Source organism: Anatilimnocola floriformis (assembly GCF_024256385.1).
Lineage (GTDB): Bacteria > Planctomycetota > Planctomycetia > Pirellulales > Pirellulaceae > Anatilimnocola > Anatilimnocola floriformis.
In genome coordinates this window covers 5,945,797-5,968,215 of sequence record NZ_JAMLFW010000001.1, presented here as the reverse complement: position 1 = coordinate 5,968,215, position 22,419 = coordinate 5,945,797, and the positions used below count along the sequence as shown (strand labels likewise).

The 22,419-nt window shown below is 55.5% G+C and carries 20 protein-coding genes; 9 read left to right on the top strand and 11 right to left on the bottom strand.

The features are described 5' to 3' along the window. Positions 1-343: 343 nt before the first annotated feature. Positions 344-2,326 (bottom strand): PAS domain S-box protein, encoded by a 1,983-nt coding sequence (locus tag M9Q49_RS23715; RefSeq protein ID WP_254511460.1) that lies wholly within the window; start codon positions 2,324-2,326, stop codon positions 344-346. Between the two features lie 351 nt (positions 2,327-2,677). On the opposite strand from M9Q49_RS23715, the gene M9Q49_RS23710 reads away from it, so the two are divergent. Further along, the gene (locus M9Q49_RS23710) at positions 2,678-3,616 is read left to right on the top strand and encodes a tyrosine-type recombinase/integrase (protein ID WP_254511459.1); all 939 of its coding nucleotides are present in this window, start codon (positions 2,678-2,680) and stop codon (positions 3,614-3,616) included. Between the two features lie 186 nt (positions 3,617-3,802). Here M9Q49_RS23710 and M9Q49_RS23705 read toward each other — a convergent pair whose 3' ends face one another. Together M9Q49_RS23705 and M9Q49_RS23700 are read right to left on the bottom strand one after the other, a co-directional pair. Beyond that, entirely contained in the window at positions 3,803-3,985 is a 183-nt protein-coding gene (locus tag M9Q49_RS23705) for a hypothetical protein (RefSeq protein WP_254511458.1), read from the bottom strand. A 66-nt stretch (positions 3,986-4,051) separates the two neighbouring features. Next, positions 4,052-5,023 (bottom strand): IS1/IS1595 family N-terminal zinc-binding domain-containing protein, encoded by a 972-nt coding sequence (locus M9Q49_RS23700; protein ID WP_254511457.1) that lies wholly within the window; start codon positions 5,021-5,023, stop codon positions 4,052-4,054. 215 nt (positions 5,024-5,238) lie between these two features. On the opposite strand from M9Q49_RS23700, the gene M9Q49_RS23695 reads away from it, so the two are divergent. The 3 genes from M9Q49_RS23695 (at position 5,239) to M9Q49_RS23685 (ending at position 7,629) form a co-directional block, all read left to right on the top strand. Continuing rightward, positions 5,239-5,430: a type II toxin -antitoxin system TacA 1-like antitoxin gene (locus tag M9Q49_RS23695; RefSeq protein WP_254511456.1), complete on the top strand. Its 192-nt coding sequence runs from the start codon at positions 5,239-5,241 to the stop codon at positions 5,428-5,430. Next, entirely contained in the window at positions 5,430-7,172 is a 1,743-nt protein-coding gene (locus tag M9Q49_RS23690) for a DUF262 domain-containing protein (protein WP_254511455.1), read from the top strand. The genes M9Q49_RS23695 and M9Q49_RS23690 overlap by 1 nt, the downstream gene beginning before the upstream one ends. Positions 7,173-7,329: 157 nt before the next feature. Next, positions 7,330-7,629 carry a hypothetical protein gene (locus M9Q49_RS23685; RefSeq protein WP_254511454.1) on the top strand — a complete coding sequence of 100 codons (300 nt, stop codon included), beginning with the start codon at positions 7,330-7,332 and terminating at the stop codon, positions 7,627-7,629. Between the two features lie 388 nt (positions 7,630-8,017). Here the strand turns inward: M9Q49_RS23685 and M9Q49_RS23680 are convergent, their stop codons facing one another. Continuing rightward, a complete protein-coding gene (locus M9Q49_RS23680; RefSeq protein ID WP_254511453.1) occupies positions 8,018-9,700 on the bottom strand; it encodes a hybrid sensor histidine kinase/response regulator in 1,683 nt (560 codons plus the stop codon). Positions 9,701-9,875: 175 nt separating this feature from the next. Between M9Q49_RS23680 and M9Q49_RS23675 the strand changes: the two genes are divergently transcribed. Both M9Q49_RS23675 and M9Q49_RS23670 read left to right on the top strand, forming a co-directional pair. Further along, entirely contained in the window at positions 9,876-10,178 is a 303-nt protein-coding gene (locus M9Q49_RS23675) for a hypothetical protein (protein WP_254511452.1), read from the top strand. A gap of 905 nt (positions 10,179-11,083) precedes the next feature. Then, positions 11,084-11,920 (top strand): SDR family oxidoreductase, encoded by an 837-nt coding sequence (locus M9Q49_RS23670; RefSeq protein WP_254511450.1) that lies wholly within the window; start codon positions 11,084-11,086, stop codon positions 11,918-11,920. 474 nt (positions 11,921-12,394) lie between these two features. On the opposite strand, the gene M9Q49_RS23665 is transcribed toward M9Q49_RS23670, so the two are convergent. From M9Q49_RS23665 to M9Q49_RS23650, 4 genes are all read right to left on the bottom strand, one after another. After that, positions 12,395-12,565 (bottom strand): hypothetical protein, encoded by a 171-nt coding sequence (locus M9Q49_RS23665; RefSeq protein WP_254511448.1) that lies wholly within the window; start codon positions 12,563-12,565, stop codon positions 12,395-12,397. Positions 12,566-13,107: 542 nt separating this feature from the next. Then, positions 13,108-14,628, bottom strand: coding sequence for a PAS domain-containing hybrid sensor histidine kinase/response regulator (locus tag M9Q49_RS23660; RefSeq protein ID WP_254511446.1), 1,521 nt, complete (start codon positions 14,626-14,628; stop codon positions 13,108-13,110). Positions 14,629-15,247: 619 nt separating this feature from the next. Further along, positions 15,248-15,592, bottom strand: a complete 345-nt coding sequence (locus tag M9Q49_RS23655; protein ID WP_254511444.1) for a hypothetical protein — start codon at positions 15,590-15,592, stop codon at positions 15,248-15,250. Between the two features lie 60 nt (positions 15,593-15,652). Next, complete coding sequence (locus M9Q49_RS23650) at positions 15,653-15,877, bottom strand: hypothetical protein (RefSeq protein ID WP_254511443.1); 225 nt, start codon at positions 15,875-15,877, stop codon at positions 15,653-15,655. Between the two features lie 382 nt (positions 15,878-16,259). Between M9Q49_RS23650 and M9Q49_RS23645 the strand changes: the two genes are divergently transcribed. Further along, positions 16,260-17,813 (top strand): hybrid sensor histidine kinase/response regulator, encoded by a 1,554-nt coding sequence (locus M9Q49_RS23645; protein WP_254511441.1) that lies wholly within the window; start codon positions 16,260-16,262, stop codon positions 17,811-17,813. 7 nt (positions 17,814-17,820) lie between these two features. On the opposite strand, the gene M9Q49_RS23640 is transcribed toward M9Q49_RS23645, so the two are convergent. Next, positions 17,821-18,129, bottom strand: a complete 309-nt coding sequence (locus M9Q49_RS23640) for a hypothetical protein (protein ID WP_254511439.1) — start codon at positions 18,127-18,129, stop codon at positions 17,821-17,823. A 468-nt stretch (positions 18,130-18,597) separates the two neighbouring features. Between M9Q49_RS23640 and M9Q49_RS36300 the strand changes: the two genes are divergently transcribed. Together M9Q49_RS36300 and M9Q49_RS23630 are read left to right on the top strand one after the other, a co-directional pair. Continuing rightward, the gene (locus tag M9Q49_RS36300) at positions 18,598-19,215 is read left to right on the top strand and encodes a hypothetical protein (RefSeq protein ID WP_254511437.1); all 618 of its coding nucleotides are present in this window, start codon (positions 18,598-18,600) and stop codon (positions 19,213-19,215) included. Then, positions 19,212-19,586, top strand: a complete 375-nt coding sequence (locus M9Q49_RS23630; RefSeq protein ID WP_254511435.1) for a hypothetical protein — start codon at positions 19,212-19,214, stop codon at positions 19,584-19,586. Before M9Q49_RS36300 ends, M9Q49_RS23630 begins: the two co-directional genes overlap by 4 nt. Positions 19,587-19,900: 314 nt before the next feature. On the opposite strand, the gene M9Q49_RS23625 is transcribed toward M9Q49_RS23630, so the two are convergent. Together M9Q49_RS23625 and M9Q49_RS23620 are read right to left on the bottom strand one after the other, a co-directional pair. Beyond that, a complete protein-coding gene (locus tag M9Q49_RS23625; RefSeq protein WP_254511433.1) occupies positions 19,901-20,467 on the bottom strand; it encodes a hypothetical protein in 567 nt (188 codons plus the stop codon). Between the two features lie 195 nt (positions 20,468-20,662). Continuing rightward, complete coding sequence (locus tag M9Q49_RS23620) at positions 20,663-22,351, bottom strand: hypothetical protein (RefSeq protein WP_254511431.1); 1,689 nt, start codon at positions 22,349-22,351, stop codon at positions 20,663-20,665. Positions 22,352-22,419: the final 68 nt, after the last annotated feature.

The following is a 22,419-nucleotide window of genomic DNA, read 5'->3' as shown; positions in this document are numbered from 1 at the left end:
GAGGAAATTCTATCGCCGCGGCAACGATCGTGCGAGTCGCCCACCGAGCGCGAGTTCTCATCGTCTGTGGGGCCGGCTGCCGGCTTTGGCCGGAGGATGGAACGCCAACCTGATTCGGCGACCCGGAATCAAGAATTTAACAATTGATGTCGGAGGTCGACGACTGGCAACATGTTCCGGTCCGACACACCTCGGTCGATGTGACCGAAGCGTCCAGCACATATAGTTCTCCTGAGTAAGCGTGGGCGCCCTACGCTCAAGCGAGCATCGCCTGATGTCCACGAATACTAACCAGCGCTTCGCCCGCGTTAGGGATGAAGGGACCGTGCTGCGCAACCTGCCACTACCTGCGAGATTTTGCGCGGCGGCTTGAGGCGCAGAGATTCGATGCCACCGCGAGGAGTTCCGTGGCTTCAACCGGTTTCGGCAGGTGCATCTGAAAGCCTGCCAGCAGTGCCCGGCGGCGATCCTCCGATCTGGCAAATGCAGTAAGAGCCACAGCAGGCGTATCGCCGCCTTCGGCCTCTGATAACTGACGCAGCTGGATAAGGAATTCGTAGCCGTCCTCGATGGGCATACCAATGTCACTCAAGACCATGTCGGGACGATGCTGCTTCACGGCCGCAAGGCCCTCGGCCGCGCTTGCCGCTGTGGTAACCGTGGCGTTGCACTTTGTCAGAATATGCTGGATGAGATTACGTGCATCCGGGTCATCGTCGACCACTAGCACATGGAATCCTTCAAAGTCAGCACCCGACTGGGGATCTTTGGGCGATGGGGCAGGCGTGAGGACGGGCTGAGATTCGTCGCGATGAACTGCACTTAGCGGCAGCGATACAGTGAAAGTCGAGCCCTGTCCGCGACCCGGGCTGAAAGCTTGCACGCTGCCGCCATGCAACTCTGCCAGTGATTTAACCAGGGCCAATCCAAGGCCTAAGCCGCCGTATTGACGAGAGATCGATGTATCGGCCTGCGAGAAGCGAGTAAACAGATGTGGCAAAAACTCGGCGGAAATCCCCTCGCCAGAATCCACCACGCTTATTTCAACGTGCGAATTCACGCGGCGCAGAAACACTTGGACGCGGCCTTTTTTGGGTGTGAATTTAATGGCGTTGGTCAGCAGGTTCCAGAGAACTTGCTGGAGTCGGTTCGGGTCGCCAGCGATCGGCCCGCCTTTGGGATCGAGAACCTTAGTAAGTCGGATTTCCTTACCTTCAGCAGCCGGTCGGACTGACTCGATCGCTTCGGATATCACAACTTGCAGGTCGACGGGTTGGACGTCGAGCCTCAGTTTGCCATTGATAACGCGCGACATATCGAGCAGTTCTTCGATCAGTTGCGCTTGTGCGCGCGCATTGCGCTCAATGATCTCGATTCCTTGCTCCATCTCGTTTGGGGTTGTCGCGCCGCCGGAACGAAGTATGGTCGCCCATCCCAGAATGGAATTGAGCGGCGTACGCAATTCATGGGAAAGAGTCGCAAGAAACTCGTCCTTCATTCGGCTGACTCGTTCGGCCTCCGCACGTGCCGCTGACTCGCGTTCAAGGAGCTCTTCACGATCCCGCAAAACGCGTTTGATACTGCTAATGTCCCGTGCGACCTTGGAAACCCCGATAACTCTGCCTGTTGGGTCCTTGATGGGAGATATGGAGACAGAAACATCCAATTGCCGCCCATCCTTACGCGTCCGGACCGTTTCAAAGTGATCGACACGCTGTCCGCGGCGCAGTTGTTCCAGGATCTTAGGCTCTTCATCAAGTCGGTCGGGCGGAAAAAGCTTAGTAATCGACTGGCCAATCATCTCGGTGGCCGTATAGCCAAACATACGCTCGGCGGCATTATTCCAACTCTGCACAATTCCGTTGAGGTCTTTGCTGACGATCGCATCGTCAGACGAGGCAATGATCGCCTCAAATTTCCCCTCAAGTTCGGCGGTTCGGGTTACGTCACGGGCAACCTTGGAAGCTCCAACGATGTTACCACGAGCATCGTATACCGGCGAAATAGTCACCGATACCGCCACAGGCGTGCCATCCTTGCGCAGGCGTAGCGTCTGGAAATGATCGACGCGTTCGCCTTTCTGAAGGCGCGCCAGGATTTGCGATTCCTCGTCGAGCCGGTCCGGTGGAAACAACACGGTTATTGAGCTGCCGATGATTTCCTCAGCCCTGTAGCCGAAAATACGCTCCGCTGATTGGTTCCAGCTTCGAACAGTGCCATCTAGATATTTACTGATGATTGCATCGTCAGACGATGTGATGATCGCAGCAAGCAATGCCTGGGCTTCTTCAACCGAACTGAGCTCTGGTACGCTGAACTGGTCCATCGTGGCCTGCTATGCGAAAAAAAGTTTTGGGGAAACGAGGAGCTCAGTCGTTCCTTCGCATACGATGAGACTTCTTCGCCACTACCGGGAGAACGCTACACAGTGCGTCCGCGACAGTTGCAGCGTTATGGTCAGACGGTTGTCGATCAATGGCAGACTGACGGCCAACATGGCGCGTAAATGCGCATCCGACCGTGCAATCGAGTTCGCGATCGGCTTTCGACCTTGGTGATTTTCCCAGCGCGTAGTGTATGGCTGGCAACGCAGGCCAGTAAACGGAACGGCAAGGCGATCGGCCTAAGTGAGAACACTATTCGCCGGCACTGCGGACGAGCCCGACAGTTTTTTAGCGTGGCCGTGAAACGCAAGCAGATTGACGCCAATCCCTTCATTGAATTGGCAACCGCAGTGCGGGGCAATCGAGCCCGCCAGCACTTCGTCACTCGCCAGGAATTCCAAGCGATCATCGACGCTGCCCCAGACGTTGATTGGCAGGCCATTATCGCACTCAGCCGCTATGGCGGGCTACGCGTTCCATCCGAATTGCTTACGCTGCGTTGGGCCGACGTGAATTTGCCCGCGGGCGAAATGACGGTTCGGGCCACCAAAACGGAACACTACGAAGGAAGCGGGATTCGCGTTTGCCCAATCTTTGCAGAACTGAAACCGTACCTAGAGGCAGCATGGGATGCCGCCGAACCCGGAACCGAATTTGTCATAAATCGCTACCGGCAAACGAATGCCAATCTGCGAACTCAGTTGCTCCGCATCATGCTTCGGGCAGGGGTCAAACCGTGGCCCAAGCTGTTTCACAACATGCGGGCCACCCGGCAAACAGAGTTATTCAAGATTCACCCCATTCAGGACGTTTGCAGCTGGCTGGGGAACTCGCGAGCGGTGGCCTTGGAACACTATGCCCAAGTGACCAATGAGGCGTTTCAGGCCGCACTGCAAGGTGAAGCAGAATCCGAAGCAGTGCCGAAGCAAAATGCGAAGCAGCAGCCGACGGCAGCCAATCGCATGGTTTCGCAGATAGTGAAAGAAACCGCGGAAAACAACGGTGTCTTGCACAGCGGTGCGGCAGAGTGCCAATCCGTGCGAAGTGAGAAAGTGACCCCAATGCGAACTATTAGTTTATCGATCAATGGTTCCGGAATGCTAACGCTCGCGTATCTGCCGAAAGAGTTCAGCTTCATCACGGGAGCTTTGTCGATCGACAGCTCACGACCAGTCGCGGCGATGACCACGCCGGAGAACCGCACAGGTCAGGCACATTTCAAGGCGATCTGAATTCTGAATGAGCGTGTTGCCGCCGATCTGCCCAGCGAAGATGGCACCGACTGAGAACTCGCCATCGGCGTTGGTCGACTTCCGCGTCTCGATAGCTCCTTCGCGGGGGCAAAGTCGGGTAGTGTTGGATTAAGTGGACCCGGCAAAAACCGCCGCCATAAGTGGGGATGGAAAAAATCCGGAAACTTATTTCTTTACGTTGTTCGTATTGATTTCTTCGGCAGTTATTTCTTCGCCGGTCATTGCTTCGTACAGCATTGGCGCACGAGACCTAACCATGCGCATTGTTTCTCGGTGGTGAACGTACCATCCCATTGCAATCGCGGCGACAACAACGAGCCAGAACAAATCCCGCAGTGTGAATTTCATGCTTGCCATTCTACCCGCGCACGAAAAAGCCCCGCTAGGTTCGCGGGGCTCAGATTCGCCAGCCAACTAGGCAGCAATCGCGGTCAGCAACTCCTCAACCGTCCAAACGTGGTCAGCCAACTTGCTGGCCATCGCCGGGGTGGCTTTCAACGTCTTGTGCTTGCGGCAGAAATTGAAGTGAGCGAACTGCAGGGCAACCGCGCACTCATGGTTTTCCCACTTCTTGGAGAAGCAGTACGTCAACCGTCCATAGCGCTTCGAGAAACAGCGGATTGAACCGTTCGTCCGTTCGACGTGGCTGGTGCAGATCCGCTTGTCGTCCGGATTGCCGTGAACCGTCTCGCGCTTCGCACCGGCTATCCGGGGCGGGCTGTAGCGACCGCCAGCGTTGTCCCCGCCCTTGTATATCTTGATCAAGCGGCCGTAATCCACCCGCTCGCCAAGGTTGTGGGCGATGGGATAGACGTAGCTCGACAGACCGTCAGTCGAAATCTGGAATTTCTTCGGGGCAGTCGCATAGCGAAGCTTCGTCGTGAACGCATCGGCGTCAGCATCGGTGCGGCGGCCAACGTGAAAGCAGAGGATCAACTTGGTATGCCGTTCAACTGCCGTCCAGCACCAGCTATCACCGCAGGGGCCACCGTGGCCGGTTTCCGGTTCCAGCTTGCGGGCAGTGCGGCGCTTGCAGTAAACGAATTGCCAGATTTCATCGCACTGTACGTCGCTCACTTCCACGTTCTGAATCTTGCTTTCAAGGAACGCCTTGCAGCGCGGGCCAACCAACAGGAGCAATTCGAGAACCGTCTTAACGTCTACGCCAACTAGGCGAGCGGTAGCGCGAACGCTGGTTCCTTCGCACAGCTGCGAGATGATCGCGACGGCGGTTTCCATGCCGATCTGCATTCCGGCGAAAGTGGCCGTGGATTCAGTGAACCGCTTGCCACAGTCCAAGCACTTGTAGCGCTGGGTGCCGCTCTTGGTGAGGCCGGACTTCTTGCGGCGGGAGTGGGTGCATTCGGGCTTGATGAAATCGATCATTGGGACAGCCTTCTAAGTTGCGGCTGTCTCGCGTATGATTCCAGTTACCACGCTGGGAATCGGGCGACAGCCTGATTTCTTTGCAGCCCCGGTCATTCCTGCAAGTTTGACCGGGGTTTTCTTATGCCAGTATTGTACGTACAATTGCCGTACGGTCAATAGCTCAGCCTTGCCTTGTACGGGTTTTTTCCGTACATTTAGAAAAGGAGGATTTTATGAGTGAAAAGGTTCGATCTGATCGGCTAGAACTGCGGCTTGATCCAAATGAAAAAGCGGCATTCGAGCGGGCTGCCGAGTTGTCTGGACTAACTCTATCTGGCTGGGTGCGCGAGAGATTGCGCAGGTTGGCAAAGGAAGAGCTTGAAACCGCTGGTGAGCGCGCACATTTTATTCCGCGGAGCAAATAATGGGGATTTCGGCCGACGGTCTGGATGTAATCGGGATTGGAACATTTCTGGCGAGACACTTTTTAGCGGTACCTTCAAACCAGCGATCCTACGCATGGCTTGAAGACAACGTGACAGACTTCTGGCTAGATATTCTGCGTGCTGCTGGTGCGGAGAAGCGAGACGATTACTTTGTGGGGTCGATTGTCCTTAGCAGGCGCGAGGATGATCAAATACTTGAAGTGGTTGACGGTCAGCAGCGACTTGCGACAACCATGATCGTTTACGGCGCAATTCGCGACTGGTACATGAAGATGGATCGCGCCGAAGAAGCCGCAACCTTGATGAAGTACTTGAGCGAAACAGACGAGGATACCGGGGAGGATACCCCCCGCCTTGCACTCAACACTGAGGATCACGACTTTTTCAACTTGCACGTTATCAAGCCAGCGAACAAAGGGCATCGAACGAACCCAATCGCAGAGAACAAAAAGAACAAGTACAAGCCTTCCCACGTCAAGATCGCGGCTGCTGCCGAGATGATTCGCATCAGGGTTCATGCCTTGGTTAAGGACTTGCCGATTGATCACGCGATTGCAAGATTAAAGCAGATTACCAAGTTCATTCGCGAGAAAGTGAAGCTGATTCTGGTCATCGTGGACAGTCACGATAGTGCCTATACGGTATTTGAGACACTGAACGACCGGGGGCTAGATTTGTCGAAAGCGGACCTGCTAAAGAACCATATCTATCGCACGGCTGGCACCAAGAAAATCAAGGCTGCTGAAGCGAAATGGCAAGCAATGTCGGCTGCTCTTGAGACAGTCACTCGTCGCGAAATAACGGTCGATTACATTCGGTACCTTTGGATTTCAGAAAAGGGCCATGTTAGAGAAAAGCATCTCTATAAGTTCCTAAAAGAGGAAGTGCGAGAGCCGGCGCAGGCCGTTTTCTGGGCTGAGAAGCTTGCAGAAAGTGCGGTTCATTACGCATCAATCCTGAACTCGGATCACGAGAATTGGGGAGAGTACGGCGAGGATTCTCGTCACAATCTTTCGATCATCAACTTGATCGGCATCGAGCGGATTCGGCCACTAACTCTTGCGGTAGTGAGGCACTTTGCAAAGAACGAGATCATCAAAGCGCTTCAGTATCTGATTTGCGCTTCGGTACGTATCCTCATCGCCGGGCCGCCCGCAGGAACGCTTGAGCAGGATATCGCTAAAGTGGCGCCGCTAATCTCGCCCAGCGGAATTCGCACAGCGAAAGACCTGTCGGCGGAGATGCTTAGCAAAGACGTTGTTCCTGCAGACGCAAAGTTCAGAGCCGGCTTTGCTACAGCCATGGTTTCTGACTCAGTTTTGGCGCGATACTACTTGCGAGCCCTAGAGCAGGCAGCAACGCCGGATACTGAAAAGCCTTGGCTGGTGAGGCGGGAGCAGTCCAAGAGTTCGGTTGAGCATGTATTGCCGCAAAAGCCTTCGCCGTTTTGGAGCATTCCAGAAGATGAAGCAAAGGCATTGCGAACTCGGCTAGGCAATCTAGCGCTACTTGCGGCAAAGCCAAACGCCGATGTTGGCGGGGGCGATTTTGTCAAAATCAAGGCGCCAGTGTACAAGGATTGCCCGCTGATTCTGACGAGTGAAATTGGCGAATACAAATTCAACAAGCAACGGCTGTGGCGGAAACAAGAGATCGACGCAAGGCAGGAGCGCCTTGCAGACCTCGCGCTTGCTGCATGGCCTGCGAAGTGGGCAAAGTGAGCGGAATGCGGAGGAATCGAACCCATCCGTTGCCGGTCCCTTCGCTCGGGTATAAATCGAGTGTGCCACCAAGACACGGGCCGCAGTCCTGCTGCACGCTGGTTTCGGCCAGCGGCAGCTAATGAACAGTCGCGCGATGCGCGGGAAAGGTTCGCGAATGACCGCTGACGAAATACTTGCCGATTTCGACAGGCAATTGGAGTTCATGTTTCCGGATGAGCCTCACCCGAATTGCTCGTTTTGGCAGCAGCGAAGTTATCGGGACGAACTGTTTGACCTTTGCATAAAAGCCTACGACATTGTTCGGCGCGATGACCTAGCGCAACACTGCCGCGGAGTTTGGTCGCTCAGAAGGCAGCACAAGCCGCCTAAAGACATGGAACGTCAGATGAACGAGATCGTTGACGCCTGGGGTGAATGGCAATACGCGTATCAGCGGCTGGAAATTGAAAAATGAACCGAGTTCCTCTCATCCTCGCCATCGTCCTGCTGCTTCTGCCGGTGCTGTACGTGGGGAGTTACTCCGCGCTGGTGGTTCCCGAGAGGGAAGTACGCGTGGAAATGGATCACATCGGTCCTAAGCCTCAAACGCTTAGCCCCGTCTATATAACATTCGAATACCCCTACCGCTTTGGAAATGAGTGGTCTGCAATTTTCTTTTGGCCCCTAGAGCAGATCGACCGGAAGGTGAGGCCGGGGGCGTGGGAATTGAGAACGGTGCCAGTGAAACGACTTCCCCTTAATTCCGCCTTCCCGGCTAGGTCCACTTAATCCAACACTACCCAAAGTCGAATGGCACTAAGACGACGGTGAAAGTGGGCCCATGCTCTTGTGCTCGCGATTCATCACACACGGCCAGCGAGTCGGGCAATGACTGCTGTCAGCTCATGTAGATTCACCGGCTTTGCAAGATGGACCTGAAATCCGGCCATTGCTGCCTCACTCGCGTCATCCTTGTGGGCGAATGCGGTCAGCGCTACCGCTGGGAGTCCTTGAGCGTGATGCCCTAGTCGGCGCACTTCGCGGATTAAGTCATAGCCGTTCTGATTGGGCATTCCTACGTCGCTAACGAAGACGTCGAGCTTGTCTGTGGCATTAGCGATCACAGCAAGCGCTTCGGCGGCTGTCGCTGCCGTTGTGACGCGGGCACCAACGCCTTCCAGTACCTTTGAAAGCATTCGGCGTGCGTCAGGTTCATCATCGACAATCAGAACATGCAGCCCATCCAGACTCACCGGCGGTGGTTCGGGGGGGCGCATTGCCGATGTAGCATCGCTTTCTGAGTCGGAATCCGCAAAAGCTGCTTCTGCAATTTGCACGGCTTTAATCGGCAAACTAACAATGAAGGTTGCGCCCTGCCCCTCGCCCCCGCTCTGTGCCTCGACGGTTCCACCGTGCATTTCGGCCAGATGCTTGACAATCGAGAGCCCAAGTCCGAGCCCGCCGTAAGTTCGTCGCGTAGAGCTGTCGGCCTGACGAAAACGCTCAAAGACGTAAGGCAACAGTTCTGGACTGATGCCTTGCCCATTGTCGCTCACCATCAGCCGCAAGCAGGAGCTTTCCCTGGCCAGCGTAACGCGAACTACGCCTCTCTTGCCCGTAAATTTCAGGGCATTTGTTAACAAGTTCCAGACGACTTGTTGCATCCGAGTTGCATCACAAGACGCGCGGCGTGCTGTGGGATCAAGCTGCACTTCAAGGGAAATCTCTTTCGCGTTCGCTGTCGGGCGGACTACGTCGATGCCCGCGTTAATTATGTCAATCAGGTCACAGTCGCGGATGTCGAGACGCAGCTTGCCGGAAACGATGCGTGAGACGTCCAGTACATCTTCGATCAGTTGTACCTGCGCCTTGGTATTTCGCTCGATGACATCGAGTCCCTCTGCGAGGTTTTCTTCACTGTCGCCGCTTAAACGCAAGATGTTTATCCAGCCGACGATGGCGTTAAGTGGGGTCCGCAGTTCGTGGCTAAGGGTAGCCAGAAACAAATCTTTGGCGCGGTTGGCATTTTCAGCATCTTTGCGCGCCGCTTGTTCCTTTACTAACAGCTCGACGCGGTCGCGCTCGACTTGCTTCGTATACGCCCGAACGGACTCAGTGAGAGACTGGTCGATGCACTCGTTGAAGCGTGTAACGTCGTCAATGTCGTTAAGGTCGGTTTCCGGCCCACTTTCCCGCCAAAGGCGAAGTACACTCGCGCGAAGCGCCCGGTACTCAGCGACGACCGCCCACAATTGAAAGCCGGAGCCGACGCGGCCAGCACCATGCAACTCGGATGCTTTATTAACTTGGTCGCCGCTTTTTCCCGCGAGACCGCCGCCCTTAGATTTTTCGGATTGCTGCGACGTTGTTTGATCGGATCGCATGTCCGAAACCGTCGCGAGGAGAATATCCTCAGCGTCGTCTCGCAACGTAGCCGGGTCCACGACTGCACCCGCCGAAGAATGGGGCCAGATTTTACGCGCGAAGACTTCCCACTCTGCGAGTATGAGTTCGATGTTTGCTTCGATGAAATCAGCCAGCCGCATCAGTTGTTCGCTACCTTCTAGGGCTCAGTTGCTCGTTCAATTGTAATCCATTTTCCGACAGCAACGCTGAGGGGTTCCTCCAAGCGTTGATCTTCGTTAGGATTCCGGTCCCGCCAGTCACCCGCCACCAACGATCTGCCCGGTAGCCTGCCCTGCTGCGGTCACCCAACCGCGCATGAAGAAACTGACTCCGGCCCATTACGTTAATCAGCCGATCAGCAGTAGCGATGTTCTGCGCCTCGATGCTTTCTTGGACAGGAATTGCCCCGGCTGGCGCGATAGTTTGAGTCTGCATGAGGCAACGTATCGCCGGTGGGTGCATTGCCCCAGCACGGAGCGCTGCGCGCGGTGGTACGGTGAATACGTTGCGGTGTGGGACGATGCCACTGATTTCGATGGCCCTGACGACTTGCTGCGATACTGCATCTGCGACATCGAGGGCGACCTGACGCCCTTGGCGGTATGGCGCCAAGGGTAGCGTCACCGGGACAGCACGCGCTGTACAGCCTGCTCGATTTCTGCGCCGCTTGGCTTTCGCCCGGTCAACGGATTCTGGCCAGTCCTTACAACCGGAAGTACTTTACAGAGTGCCAATTGAACTTTCTCGATCTCGGCGACCGACCACGAACGGTCTTGAAAAAGACCTTCCATAAATTCGGACCAGCAGCAGTACCAGTGTTCCGATGAGTAGCAGTGCTCAATGCACCGCTGCACAGCTTCTCTTATCCGCTCTGACGACATCTTGCACCCGGCCCGCTGGGTGTTAAGTGATGATGTCCGAATTATTCAGCACTTGTCGTGCCATTATCATCGTCATCTTCGTTGGGCACCACTATATACGTGGTCTCTCTGCCACATTCGCACTTGAACACCTGATCGAAGAACACTGCGCCCGGACGCGCGGGCAAATCGGTCACGGTGCCCACGGTCGATCCGCAAGCGAGGCAGCGACGCACTTCGTTCATTTGGCCATGATCGTGCGACTGACGATTCCTGTCAGTACGGTTGCCGACAGTCAGCGAAAAACGCCACCCAGCGACGCGCCTGCCCCGCAGCGTCACTGAATGGCGTTTGTTGATTTATCGGCATTCGCTATTGCGTTGGCGCATGAAAAAGCGGTTGCTATCCGGTGGCCTATGGCTGGGCCTACAATGCGGCATCCGAGGGCAGCCCCGTGACAAGTGAACTCGACGAACTCATCGCGACATCGCGAATCCTCTTTGCCGAAAGCCGAAGGCTTCTGCTAGAAGCTAGATTGGCTTCCGATAAACTTCGTCAAGCCTGCTCCGAGTCGTGTGAGCTACGCTGCTGGGTGAACGATGAGCGCACGAAAAAAGCCCAGCACAGCCTGTATGCAACCTTTCGCACAGAACGGAGACGATGATGAGCAAAGTGTGGTTGATAACGGGTGCCGGTCGTGGCATGGGCGTAGACATCGCAAAAGCGGCTCGCGCCGCAGGCAATATAGTGGTTGCCACGGGTAGAAACACCATGGTCGTAAGGGAAGCAATCGGCACGACGGATGACCTGTTAGTCGTAAAGCTCGATGTCACGAGCCCCGAAGATGCCAAGGCGGCGGCGGACGCCACTGTGAAGGAATTTGGCCGCATCGACGTGCTTGTCAACAATGCAGGGAACTTCTACGCGGGGTTCTTCGAGGAAATCACGCCAGAGAATTTTCGCGCACAAGTCGAGACAAATTTCTTTGGTCCCGTGAATGTCACGCGCGCCGTACTTCCCATCATGCGTAATCAACGGTCCGGGCTCATCGTGACGGTTTCATCGACCGCAGGTATATTGGGACAGGGTTTCGTTTCCGCTTACGCTGCATCTAAATTCGCCGTCGAGGGCTGGATGGAATCAATTGCGCCCGAGATTGAGCCATTCAACATCCGCACGATGCTCGTAGAGCCTGGCTTTTTTCGCACCGAACTTCTGACGGATGAATCCACAAAATGGCCTGAGCCCGCAATTGATGATTACGCAGACAAGACAAAGCGGACAGTGACTGCGTGGAAGGGAATGAGTGGCTTGCAGGGCGGTGACCCGGCGAAACTTGCTAAGGCACTTGTCGAACTCGCGAGCCAGACGGTGCCGCCGCTGCGTTGGGCTGCTGGGGCCGACGCTGTCGGAACATTTGAAGAGAAGGCGAAGCAATTACACGCGCAAGCCAATGCCTACAGAGACTTGTCTTCGTCGCTGTCACACGACGAGTCCTGAGTCAGCGTTCGGCAAATCGGCTAGTCGTGTAAACGTGTAACCCGGGGTTGCCGGTCGGCCTTCCTCGACGGCCATCACACCCTGTGAATGGCTACTGCCGCTTGCCCACCACCAAACGCCCGCCCGGAGCTTTTGGCCGGGACCACCCTTTACGAGCTCTGTTTCCGGTAAAACTGCATGCCCACAATTCGGGCACAGAAAAGTGCGCGCGGTCACAAGGTCTACCCATAAGAAGGCAGAGAGAGGTTTTGCCTAAATCTATTATCTGCGAATCAAATTTCAATCAGGCAAAATAATTTCGCGCAAGAAAATGCCCGACTGAGTTCTGTACGGTTTCTGACAAATCCCTTGATTATTTGTGCGGAACGCTGAGTTCGACGGTCGATTTCGACCGCGCGGTCGCTCGATTAAAAACCCGCCACAAGGCTTCCGGCGAGAGAATCCATTCAGAGTCACCGGAGCGCATGTGACGGGCTATTTTGGCAACCCGTCAAAAACATCTACCTTGGCCTGCGCCAGTCCTTTGGCGACTCCTTCCGCTGGCGGTGCGCCATGCAGCAGCGGGCTAGTCTTGCGCTTCCACTTAAAATCCCGTCCCACGACGACGATTTCCGCGACGGTGAGATTGGTAATGGTGTCAACCAATTCCACGCGTTTCGGCAAATTGAACGGCTTTCGCCAAAGATATCGCTTAATTGCTCAGCTCCCGCAAAGAACTCGGGGCGGAGGGGCCAAACTGTTCAGCGGCCCGCAGCGAATAGATTGTGCCACTCAGTGTGACAGGCATTTCGTTGGGCACAATGACCCAGAAAGTCCCACCACTCTGATCAGGGTCGGAGACGAAAACTCCGTGGACGAGCACATCCGCTTGGTAAAGAGAGGGCCACAGCGGAACAGAAGCAGACGGCGGAGTTCAAAGAAGCCATCAAGCAACGTGACGACGAAATCGACACGCTCGCTGAAAAGTAGAAGTCATTGGACCCCAACTCCGACGAAGCCAAGTCATTAAAGGCGGAAATGTCCGAGCTGGGGCAGCCTCGCCCCACGCGACAAGAATCTTGGTCCGAAATACGTCAGGCGCTTAAGGTTGTGTGTGATAGGGAAGGAATCGATCTGGCTCTGCCGTCCCATCCTCGCGGTGGTGAAGGACCGCTATATTTCAATCAGGTATCTGGAGTGGGAGCAACTCACGTGGACTCACTCATCAATGCCAAAACTTTTTCAAGCTCGTCGAACGCGATGGGCTTGAGGAGGAAGAAATCGAACCCAGCCTCCGTGCAACGAGCTCTATCGTCTGGACTGCCATTGCCCGAAATGGCAATGAGGCAGGTTTTGTGAAGCACTGGATGTTGCTGAATACGCTTCGCCACATCAAAGCCGCTAAGAATTGGCAGACCAAGATTGAGTAGCAGCACGTCTGGCTGAAAAATGTTGGCAGTTTTCAAGACTTCCACGCCATTAGGCTTGGCCTCCACCGTATGACCGGCGCGCCGCAGCAAGATTGCGATTGTTGCAGCCGAGTCTTCATCGTCTTCGGCAATCAAGATTTTCAGCGTCTTCGCTCGTGGGGCTTCGTTTGTGTGGGTCTTTTCCCCAATCGAGCCAACATCAATAAGCACTGGCAATCGAATTGAGAATTCGCTTCCCCTCCCTACCCCAGCACTATTCGCTTCGATGCTTCCCCCGTGCATTTGGACGATTCGTTGTGCGACCGTGAGACCGACGCCTAGGCCGCCTTGGGCTCGATCCAAGATACGTTCACCCTGGATGAACATTTCGAAAATTCGCGGCAGAAACTCTGACGAAATTCCGACCCCGTTGTCTCGCACCGTGAGAAACAACTCACTGCCAAGTCGGTTTGCGCTAAGCTCGATAGTGCTTCCCGGCGGCGAATATTTAACGGCGTTACTGAGCAGGTTCTCAAGCACTTGTCGCAGTCGGATCGGATCTGCGTCTAGCACGATGGCATTAGCGGGCACAAAGACATTTAATCTATGCCTCCCCGCTTCAACGAGATGACTAAGATCCGCAACTGTGCGCTCAATCACTTCCTGGATGCTCACCCGCTCGCGTTGGAGAGCCACCTTTCCCGTAGTAATTCGCGTTATATCGAGCAGGTCGTTGACGAGGCGGCGTAGCGCCGCTGTCTGGCGAGCAATGATCTCGATAACTTCGGAGGATGTCGGCTCCAAACGGAGCACCTCGACCGCGTTGCTAATGCCTGCCAACGGGTTTCTGAGTTCGTGAGAAAGGATTGCCAGGAACTCGTCTTTCCGACGATTCTCTTCAAGCAACTTCTCTTGGGCTTTTTTACGTTCGGTGATATCGCGTAAGATTTTTGCGAATCCGCGGAGGTTCCCAGCATCATCCCAAAGCGACGTCACGATTCCCGATGCCCAAAAACGCGAACCATCTTTTCTCAAATGCCAGCGCTCGTCCTCGGCGCGGCCGCGGATGCGTGCTCCCTCCAACTCTGCTTCCGGTTGCTTACGACCGATGTCTTCTGGAGTGAAAATCTCACAGAAGTCGTGACCGAGAATTTCATCCTCGCGGTAACCGAGAATGCGCTCCGCACCGTCATGCCAGGTGGCAATTTTTCCCTGCGGATCAAGCATGAAAATGGCAAAGTCTTTGACGTTCTCCATCAAGATCTGCCAGCGTTCCTCAAAGCTCCAATTACCGGGGTCTCGTTTTGGGGGCTCAACCATGCTTCGAGAATCCGATGCAGTTTATGCTCGCAGAGAGACCACTTGGTCTAAGAGCAGTCAACAATTAAACCGACTCTGAACGGCGCATGCGAGATTCGCCTTCAGATGCCGATTCCACGCTGCGAAACCAAAGCAAATCAGCAAATCGCATACCCCCAGTTGCATTTAGTTCGACAGTGCCTGGGGCTTGTCACGACCCCGCAGAGGGCCTTATAGAGGGCATCCGGTTCACGACTGAGCTAGCCATACCGCAGAATGCTTTTGATCGTTTTCCCAATCCCATGTAAGCGCATGTTGGCCTCAGTGCCAGAGAAGGCCAATTGAGGCTGGCGATTAACGCCATTGCCAAGGTCTTTCTGCCAAACGCTAAATCAGGATCAGGCGATCGGCCAGCTTGACGCTTCCTGGCTGAATGACCGACCACATTGGGCGCGGCAAACCCAACTCACTCTGCCCTTTCCCGGCGTATCGACAGGTGCGCAGTCGAGTACGGCGCCACGGGCCATTGAGAAATGACTGCGATGCGCATCGAGGAATTCAACTAATCTGGTTGGTGCGCGTCCAGGCATTTTCAAGTGACAGGCGCTTCGCTATGAACCTGAACACGAACTAAATTGTTTTATCCAAAGATGGCATTCAGAAGGAATCCGAGACCGGCCACAGCAGTCAATCCATGTCCAATCGCGAATAGGAGCGGAAATGGGCGACCGCGCAGATGAAATCCGATGAACAACGTGGCACCGCCAAGAGCTGCCAGGATAAGCAGCCCGAGCGACCAGATGGCGGAAACGGGCAACATCGATTGCGAGCAGGCAAACCCGAGGGTGGCGAGTCCAGTGCCTGCAATGGCGCCATGCCCCACTGCCAACCAGGTCGGTGGACGCCCATGCCCGAGTAGTCGCATCACCAGCATTAAGATTCCACCCAACGCGGCAAAGACGAAGAAAATGGCTGCGATGTTCATTGTTCACCTGTGAGATAAAAGACCAATCGACCGCTTGTGCAAAAGTGGCCGTTAGCAGCCTTAGAGCCACGTTATGTAAACGGTGTTGTCTTTGTTGCCAAAGCCTACAATCATCGCCTGTCTGGCGTGGCAGCCGGGAAATTCCATCGTCACGGGTTCGCTCCTCCCTTGAAAGCCGGCTAATTGCTCGAGTTGCTCCGGCGACATTTTTGCCGCATTGAATTTGATGACGACCGATTCGCTGCCGCCACCGTCCCAAGTCGCCGGCGCCGCGAAATCATCCATTCGAACCATACCTGTGTGCGCATGAATACCTGTCGAGGCTTGCGTCATATTCCGCTCCCATCCAAAGACTTGGAGTTCGGGGCGAGGCTCAAAGAAGCGAGCGCCGAGAAGGCCAAAGAGATCTGGTTACATCGTCCGCCTATCGTCCCGAAAGCACAAGGGGCTTCGATTGGTTACCGAACTTTAACGTCGCCGCAACACCTGTGAAGCTTATAAATCACATTGGTGTGATACAATCGCAGTTCGCAAGTCGGCCGGATGGCCCTCTTTTCTTATCTGATTGTCGGCACAACCTGTGGGCGACAACCACCTAATCAATCTGCCCCATCCGTACCGCAGACGCGTTTGTCTGTGGTCGTTTCTGGATGGTAAAGGTAGCGCCATGAATGCAGACAATGAGCGACTGTCGTCGCAAGAACTCAGTCAACGTTTCGACCTGTTGGCTTCCGATGCCCGCGAATATGCGTTGTTTCTCCTAGGGCCGGATGGGCGCATCCTCTGCTGGAACATCGGCGCGGAGCACTTCTTCGGCTATCAATCGCCGGAGATCATCGGCCAGCACTTTTCGAGATTCTTCACACCCGACGACGTGCTAACGGGTCAGCCCGAGTTTGAACTGCAGACTGCGTTGTCGGTCGGCACCGCCGTCAGCAATCGCTGGCAATTGCGGAAAGATGGAACCAGGTTCTGGTGTCACTCGACGGTCACACCGCTGCTCGATGAACACAAGCAAACGCGCTCTTTTGCTCGCGTGATGCACGACTTGACCGAAAGCGATGCCACGCTGTCGCAGCGCGAACGGGCCGATGGCCTGGCGGCCGCTAACCGTAGTAAAGAAGAGTTCATGGCGTTGCTCTCGCACGAACTGCGCAGCCCGCTCTCACCAATTCGCAATGCGCTGAGCATTCTGCGGCAAATGCGGACGAACGATCCGCTGATCGAACAAGCAGGCAACATCATCGACCGCCAGGTGGGCGTGATGGTCAAACTGGTTGACGACCTGCTCGACATCAGCCGCATTACCAAGGGCAAGCTACGACTAACCAAAGAGCCGGTCGAACTGCGAGCTGTTGTCAATCATGCTGCGGAAAGTACGCGGAGTTTCATCGACGCGCGCAAACACGAATTCTCCGTGTCGCTCCCCACGGTACCCATCTGGGTCGACGCCGATCCCGCGCGAATGGAGCAGGTCATCGTCAATCTGCTCAATAATGCCGCGAAATACACCAATACCGGCGGCTTGATTCGGTTGTCGGTCGTGCAAGAAGGTGGAGAGGCAGTTGTTCGCGTCCGTGACAACGGCGTGGGGATTGCGCCGGAAATGCTGCCGCACATTTTCGAATTGTTCACGCAAGTCGACGGCTCGCTCGGCCGGTCGTATGGCGGTTTGGGTATCGGGCTGGCCCTTGCTCGCAATCTCGTCGAGATGCACGACGGCCGCCTGCAAGCGCACAGCGCAGGGCTCGGTGCCGGCTGCGAGTTCACGGTCAAACTGCCGCTGCTCCAGAACCATAAAGTGCCGGAGACTAAAACCGGATTGAAGCCTGGGCATGAAATGGGAAAGTCGTTTCACGTGCTGGTTGTCGAAGACAACGTCGATGCCGCGGATAGTCTCAGTCTGTTGTTGCGACTGCACGGTCACGAAGTGCAGGTCGCGCGCACGGGGCCCTCGGCCGTAGAGATAGCCGCGACATGGCGGCCCGATGTGGTGTTGCTCGATATCGGCCTGCCGCAAATGGATGGTTACCAGGTGGCGAAACGTCTCCGCGCGTTGCCGAACTTTGCGGAGGTCGTGATTTGTGCAGTGACCGGATTCACGCCGAGCGATGCCGATCGCCAGCGACAGGAAGAGACGGGCTTCAATCACTACTACATCAAGCCCCTTAGCGTCGAGACCCTGCTCGAACTGTTTACGACCATGAGGCCAGTGAACTGAAGATCGATTAAGTGACCTGGCGGGGCGGATGGAGAGGTGCTTTCGAGATCGGCAATTCTTGAAAGAGCCAACGCGAGAGCTTTTGGTAATAACTGCGCGAGGACTCTTCCGCAGCTCGCTCACAGTCGCCAAATGCTTTGGTCCGCCGCTGCAACAAGGCCTGACCTTCGGGAGTTAGCTGCAGCGCTGCCAACGCCGATTGCAGACTCCGCAGTTGTTCTTCAACCAATTCCTCGATCAGCTGCGAATCGGCAGCCGTTTGATATTGAAGGGTGATTTCATTCCCTTCACGAGTGGCTTTCCGGGTTCGATCCATCTGGTTTCCTCGGTAGTTCCAGAGCGGTTCGGCCGTCTCACTTGTCTTCCGGCGCTGCACACACAGGGAGCAATGCTTCGGCTGCTTCCAAACTATCGTGAATCTTTTCATTCAGACTCGCCGGCGTTTCGTGGCAGTTGGCGATGACTTGCGCCAACTCGGAATCAACTCCTGGAGCCAATTCGGCGTCTGCATGTCCACAATTGCTGTGATTCGCAGGTCCTGCAGAGCACACTTTTCGGTCGCTGACTTTACTGGGGGTCATAGTAACCTCTCTTTCCATACTTCCATTCTAGGGGCGGGCGACTGAGCCGAGCCGATAATTCTCCCACGAATTGGCAAGTAAGCCGGCTACGCCACTTTTAGTTTGCGAGTGTTGTCGCTTGCCGCGCCTGACAGTGGACTTGGCCGGTCCACATGCCCCGGAGTCGAAATTATTCATCCGCGGTCGTAAGCGGTTGACGTGGCATGCAGGTCGTAGCTGTGACGGTCACCGCTAGCGGAATTACCATTGAAATCCCAGATCATTTCGAGGAGAGCGTAGTGGACAATCCCGTCGCGGTCGTCGTTACCGAAGATCCATTCGGCCTTGACGTCATGGTCGCGGGGTTGATCTCGACAGAAGACTGCTGCTGCGAGCGTCGAACGATAGGTTCGCTGTCATTTCAACTGAATCGAGCGCAGCCCGTCCAGGCTATTCGCTTCGCTGAGATTGCCTCCGATGATCAGATCGTCTCCGCCAAAGCCGAGGATGAGATCGAAGACAGCACCTTCGTTCAGAACATCGGTGCTAGATCCGCCCCAAATCACATCGTCATCGCTACTTCCCACGATGACATCCTCACTTTGCCGCCGGCTTCGCGTGTCGTCAAACCTGAAGTTGGAGTAACGGTGATTCCGGCCGCATCGTTATCGGTGTTCGACACGGCGACGTCCGCAACATTGACTCCGTTATGGGCCAAGTCCGTGTCTTCTAGCGTGCCCCTAATACAGGCAAGTCAGGAGCTGCCGAGCGTGCGAAGAAATCCAAGGGCTTGGATCATTCTCGTACAGTTCCGGCGGACCTTATTGACCTGGGGAAGATGACGACCGCGCCCGCCACTAGTAAAATTATTGTGAACCCGATCAATCTCTCAGGAGGCGACGCGATGCGGACACAACGTAATTTGGGTTTCATTGTTGCCGTAGCGGCCGCTTCATTGATACTCACTAATTCGCTTCAGCCGGCTGCGATATTCGCCCAAGGGAAGAATGCGGAGATCGGAAAGCCACTTCAGAATCCCGCGACTCCGCTCGTCCTTCCCCGACCTGATTTTCATTTTCCAGGTGAAATCGGTCGCACGTACCTTGATTCCGACAAAGCGCAGTTCCCAAAACCGGTTCAGCCTCCCAAAGGCGCGCCGAACGTCGTGCTGATCTTGCTCGACGACGTCTATTCGCCGTTGGTAACGCTCTGAGTCTTTCTGACACAAGTGCTCAGTGCTGATCATTCCTGCCGAGCGGCGGTAGCTCGTTTGATTGCCCATCGCGTTTGCCGAGGAGAGCGGCCGTGTTCGGCGGAAACCGGTGCCTACTACCAAGCGAGAAAGCGGCTAACCATAGGTGAAACCTTCATTGAGTAAAAAAACGTGGTGTTTCGAACAGATCAGCTCACCTGCTAGGGCCACCGCAGGCGGTTCCTGAGCCTCAGATTCAAGTCGCGCTTCCCGGACAGGGCACCGGCTGATTCGGCGCGCCGCCGCCGTCGGCGAACGACAGGAGCACAGCACAGCTAGACGTGAACCGGGTTGGGTGGTCCGTCGGAACCGGGAGAATCGGTGCGGGGAGCGATGAGGAGTTGGCTGGTGTCTTCAAAACAGCGACCCGACGGCCACCGTACGTCGACTTGCCCGGGGTCAAGTTCAAACGGTGGGGCGACAACCACCCCGACCCCGATTCCCCGGCCCCAGCCATCGAACTCGTTGACCTGCCAGGCTGCGGCATTTTTCATAACCCGAGCGCCGATCACGAACGCCTGTTGCCGGGCTTCTTCTCCATCAGGCGGATGAACTATGGTGGCCGCGCAGCCGAGTGAGACACCGGAAATGCCGAGAGTCCGGAGTTGCGGGCGGTCCTCGGGGGACAAGGCAAGGTGCCAACCACTCTCCTCAGCCTCCACGTGATCCGCCATGGCGACGAGAATGTCGGCCAGCATGCGGAATCCTGCGGGAGTTCCCTCAGCCATCAGGCTGGCAAACGCTCGTCCCGCTTCGTCCCTGGTGTGGTGAACGCCGAGCAAAAGTGAGCCCGGCGGGGTTCGCCCCAAAATATCGTCGATTGTACCGCTCACGTCGATCATTCTCTATTTACTAGTCGGCCTCAAGATCACTCAGTTATTCGTTGTTTCATCACCTCATGGCTCGACGCAATCTAACTGGACGCCGGTCACGGCTTGACCGGCCGAGACGGTTAACGGTTGCAAAGCGGCAGTGAGCGAAACTTGAGGTGAACGCTTTGTCGACTGCATTTCTTTCCCCGCTTCGAGCCGGGAACTCTATGGCTCCTTTGCGTTCCCGATTCGAATCGTCTTGTAAGTCAGCGGGGGCAGCTCGATCTTCAAACGACCATTTTCAGGGAACTCGCCAAACTGCTCGTTGGCGATGATTTCTAGCATTTGCCCATTCACTCTTATCTTACCTTTCACCTCGATAGCGCTGAGGTCGACTTCTTCCTTCACCGTCTGCTGGGAGAAGTTCAGCGCCGTGACGACCAGTGCAGGAGTTCCTGGTGGTCGCATCACGAGGACACAGGCGGCCGGATTTGCAACCTGAAGCACAGCGAGGAGTTCACTTTCGGCGAGGCGGTATTTTTTGCGAGCCTTGAGCATCCGAGCGAGCTGCCGCGCGAACGATTCAGGATTTTCAAGCTGTTCAGGAAGTGCCCCGTAGATTGAAATGGCGCGTTCTACGCCGAAATGCGAGGTTTCTTGGCGGGGATTCGCGCCCATCAAGTCGACGCCACCACGATTGATCCAGCGGTAATCACCTTCTTTCATCCGTTCGGCAACCGACTTCTCTGGAATCGGCAAGGCGCCGACGAGATCCCAACTTGAAAGACTGAACACGCCAGGTTGCATTGCGTTGGCGGCGGCGAGAAGCAGATGTGCTTGCTGGATTTGCTGCCGCTCCTCTCGCGAGGCGTGATAAGGATCACGTATTTCGAGTGCAGCTGCGATGAACCCTGCAAAAGTGGTAGCCAGCCCATCCTTTTCAGGTCGATAGAGTCTGTTGTGTGGCGCTCGGTCGCCAGCAGCCTTCTGCCGCATTTCGCGAAGCATCTGTTCTCGCAGCTGCCGACCGGAGACCTCTTTGCCGTTCAGCTTGAACATCTCGTCACCACGTGCATCGAGCTCCACAAGCTGGTACGTGATCTCGTCGTGGTTTTGCAGATCATGGACTAGACCGATCGGCTGCACATCGGCATCAAGCAAAAATTGAAAAGCCTGCCGCAACAGTGTCGCGTCTTCCATCAGCAAGGCATGCAGGCATTGGGCTCGCGTGAAGAAATCGTACGAAAGGTCGGGGCCGTGTTCGGTGTACGTCTTCAACTCTTGAAGCGGAACATTAAGCTCGTGAAAGCTAAAACCGCCGAGCTTGCGAGCCATAAATGCAATCGAGTTAGTTCCTTGGACCGAGAGTGGATGCTTGAAGTGCAATGTTAGGTGGTCGCCTGGCTGTGGTTCAATTCCCAAAAATGGAACCGCGTCGAGCCGCATTACCCGGGCCCCGAGCGAGTGTATCGTCTTGGTAAGGTCGCCACATACGGCTCGCTGTGCAGCAAACGAGGGATCAAGCCAGTTCAGCGCCGGTTGCTCCTTCTTAAAATAGTGCAAAAACACCCAACGCCGTTGTTTGCCATCCACGCCAGTTACTTTGGCGGTCGCGCTCCAACCACTCCACTCCCGTGCCTGGGGAGCAGCGTCGTTCGAGTTGATCAGGCCCGGAATGTACCCTTTATCGTGCAATTTTTTAGCGGCATCTTTGGAAACAAGCTCAGTCGTCCAGGGACTGTCGACGCCAGGCAGCAGTTCCCAGTCTTCCTTTCGTATTTCAACCATCGTGTAAAGTCCGGGGTAATCTTTGTAGGCCCGTTCAGCCAAGCGAAAGTCGGCACCGATCCCCGTGTGCAGTGGCACGAGATCGCCAGCGATCGAACCACCGTGTTTCTTCGCAGTGTGGACCATGGCTCGGTATTCTTCGTCCGTGCCGAGCGCGGGATCAAGCTGGAGCGAAATAGGATCGAACCAACCGT

What these genes read in the sequence shown, in the direction of transcription:
- M9Q49_RS23620 (WP_254511431.1), bottom strand. Translation starts at nt 22,351, where the DNA reads ATGGTCCACACTGCGAAGAAACACGGTGGTTCGATCGCTGGCGATCTC.
- M9Q49_RS23630 (WP_254511435.1), top strand. Translation starts at nt 19,212, where the DNA reads ATGACGACCGCGCCCGCCACTAGTAAAATTATTGTGAACCCGATCAAT.
- M9Q49_RS23670 (WP_254511450.1), top strand. Translation starts at nt 11,084, where the DNA reads ATGAGCAAAGTGTGGTTGATAACGGGTGCCGGTCGTGGCATGGGCGTA.
- M9Q49_RS23715 (WP_254511460.1), bottom strand. Translation starts at nt 2,326, where the DNA reads ATGGACCAGTTCAGCGTACCAGAGCTCAGTTCGGTTGAAGAAGCCCAG.
- M9Q49_RS23695 (WP_254511456.1), top strand. Translation starts at nt 5,239, where the DNA reads ATGAGTGAAAAGGTTCGATCTGATCGGCTAGAACTGCGGCTTGATCCA.
- M9Q49_RS23700 (WP_254511457.1), bottom strand. Translation starts at nt 5,023, where the DNA reads ATGATCGATTTCATCAAGCCCGAATGCACCCACTCCCGCCGCAAGAAG.
- M9Q49_RS23680 (WP_254511453.1), bottom strand. Translation starts at nt 9,700, where the DNA reads ATGCGGCTGGCTGATTTCATCGAAGCAAACATCGAACTCATACTCGCA.
- M9Q49_RS23660 (WP_254511446.1), bottom strand. Translation starts at nt 14,628, where the DNA reads ATGGTTGAGCCCCCAAAACGAGACCCCGGTAATTGGAGCTTTGAGGAA.
- M9Q49_RS23655 (WP_254511444.1), bottom strand. Translation starts at nt 15,592, where the DNA reads ATGAACATCGCAGCCATTTTCTTCGTCTTTGCCGCGTTGGGTGGAATC.
- M9Q49_RS36300 (WP_254511437.1), top strand. Translation starts at nt 18,598, where the DNA reads ATGCAGGTCGTAGCTGTGACGGTCACCGCTAGCGGAATTACCATTGAA.
- M9Q49_RS23675 (WP_254511452.1), top strand. Translation starts at nt 9,876, where the DNA reads ATGAAGAAACTGACTCCGGCCCATTACGTTAATCAGCCGATCAGCAGT.
- M9Q49_RS23645 (WP_254511441.1), top strand. Translation starts at nt 16,260, where the DNA reads ATGAATGCAGACAATGAGCGACTGTCGTCGCAAGAACTCAGTCAACGT.
- M9Q49_RS23640 (WP_254511439.1), bottom strand. Translation starts at nt 18,129, where the DNA reads ATGGATCGAACCCGGAAAGCCACTCGTGAAGGGAATGAAATCACCCTT.
- M9Q49_RS23685 (WP_254511454.1), top strand. Translation starts at nt 7,330, where the DNA reads ATGACCGCTGACGAAATACTTGCCGATTTCGACAGGCAATTGGAGTTC.
- M9Q49_RS23625 (WP_254511433.1), bottom strand. Translation starts at nt 20,467, where the DNA reads ATGATCGACGTGAGCGGTACAATCGACGATATTTTGGGGCGAACCCCG.
- M9Q49_RS23690 (WP_254511455.1), top strand. Translation starts at nt 5,430, where the DNA reads ATGGGGATTTCGGCCGACGGTCTGGATGTAATCGGGATTGGAACATTT.
- M9Q49_RS23650 (WP_254511443.1), bottom strand. Translation starts at nt 15,877, where the DNA reads ATGGATGATTTCGCGGCGCCGGCGACTTGGGACGGTGGCGGCAGCGAA.
- M9Q49_RS23705 (WP_254511458.1), bottom strand. Translation starts at nt 3,985, where the DNA reads ATGAAATTCACACTGCGGGATTTGTTCTGGCTCGTTGTTGTCGCCGCG.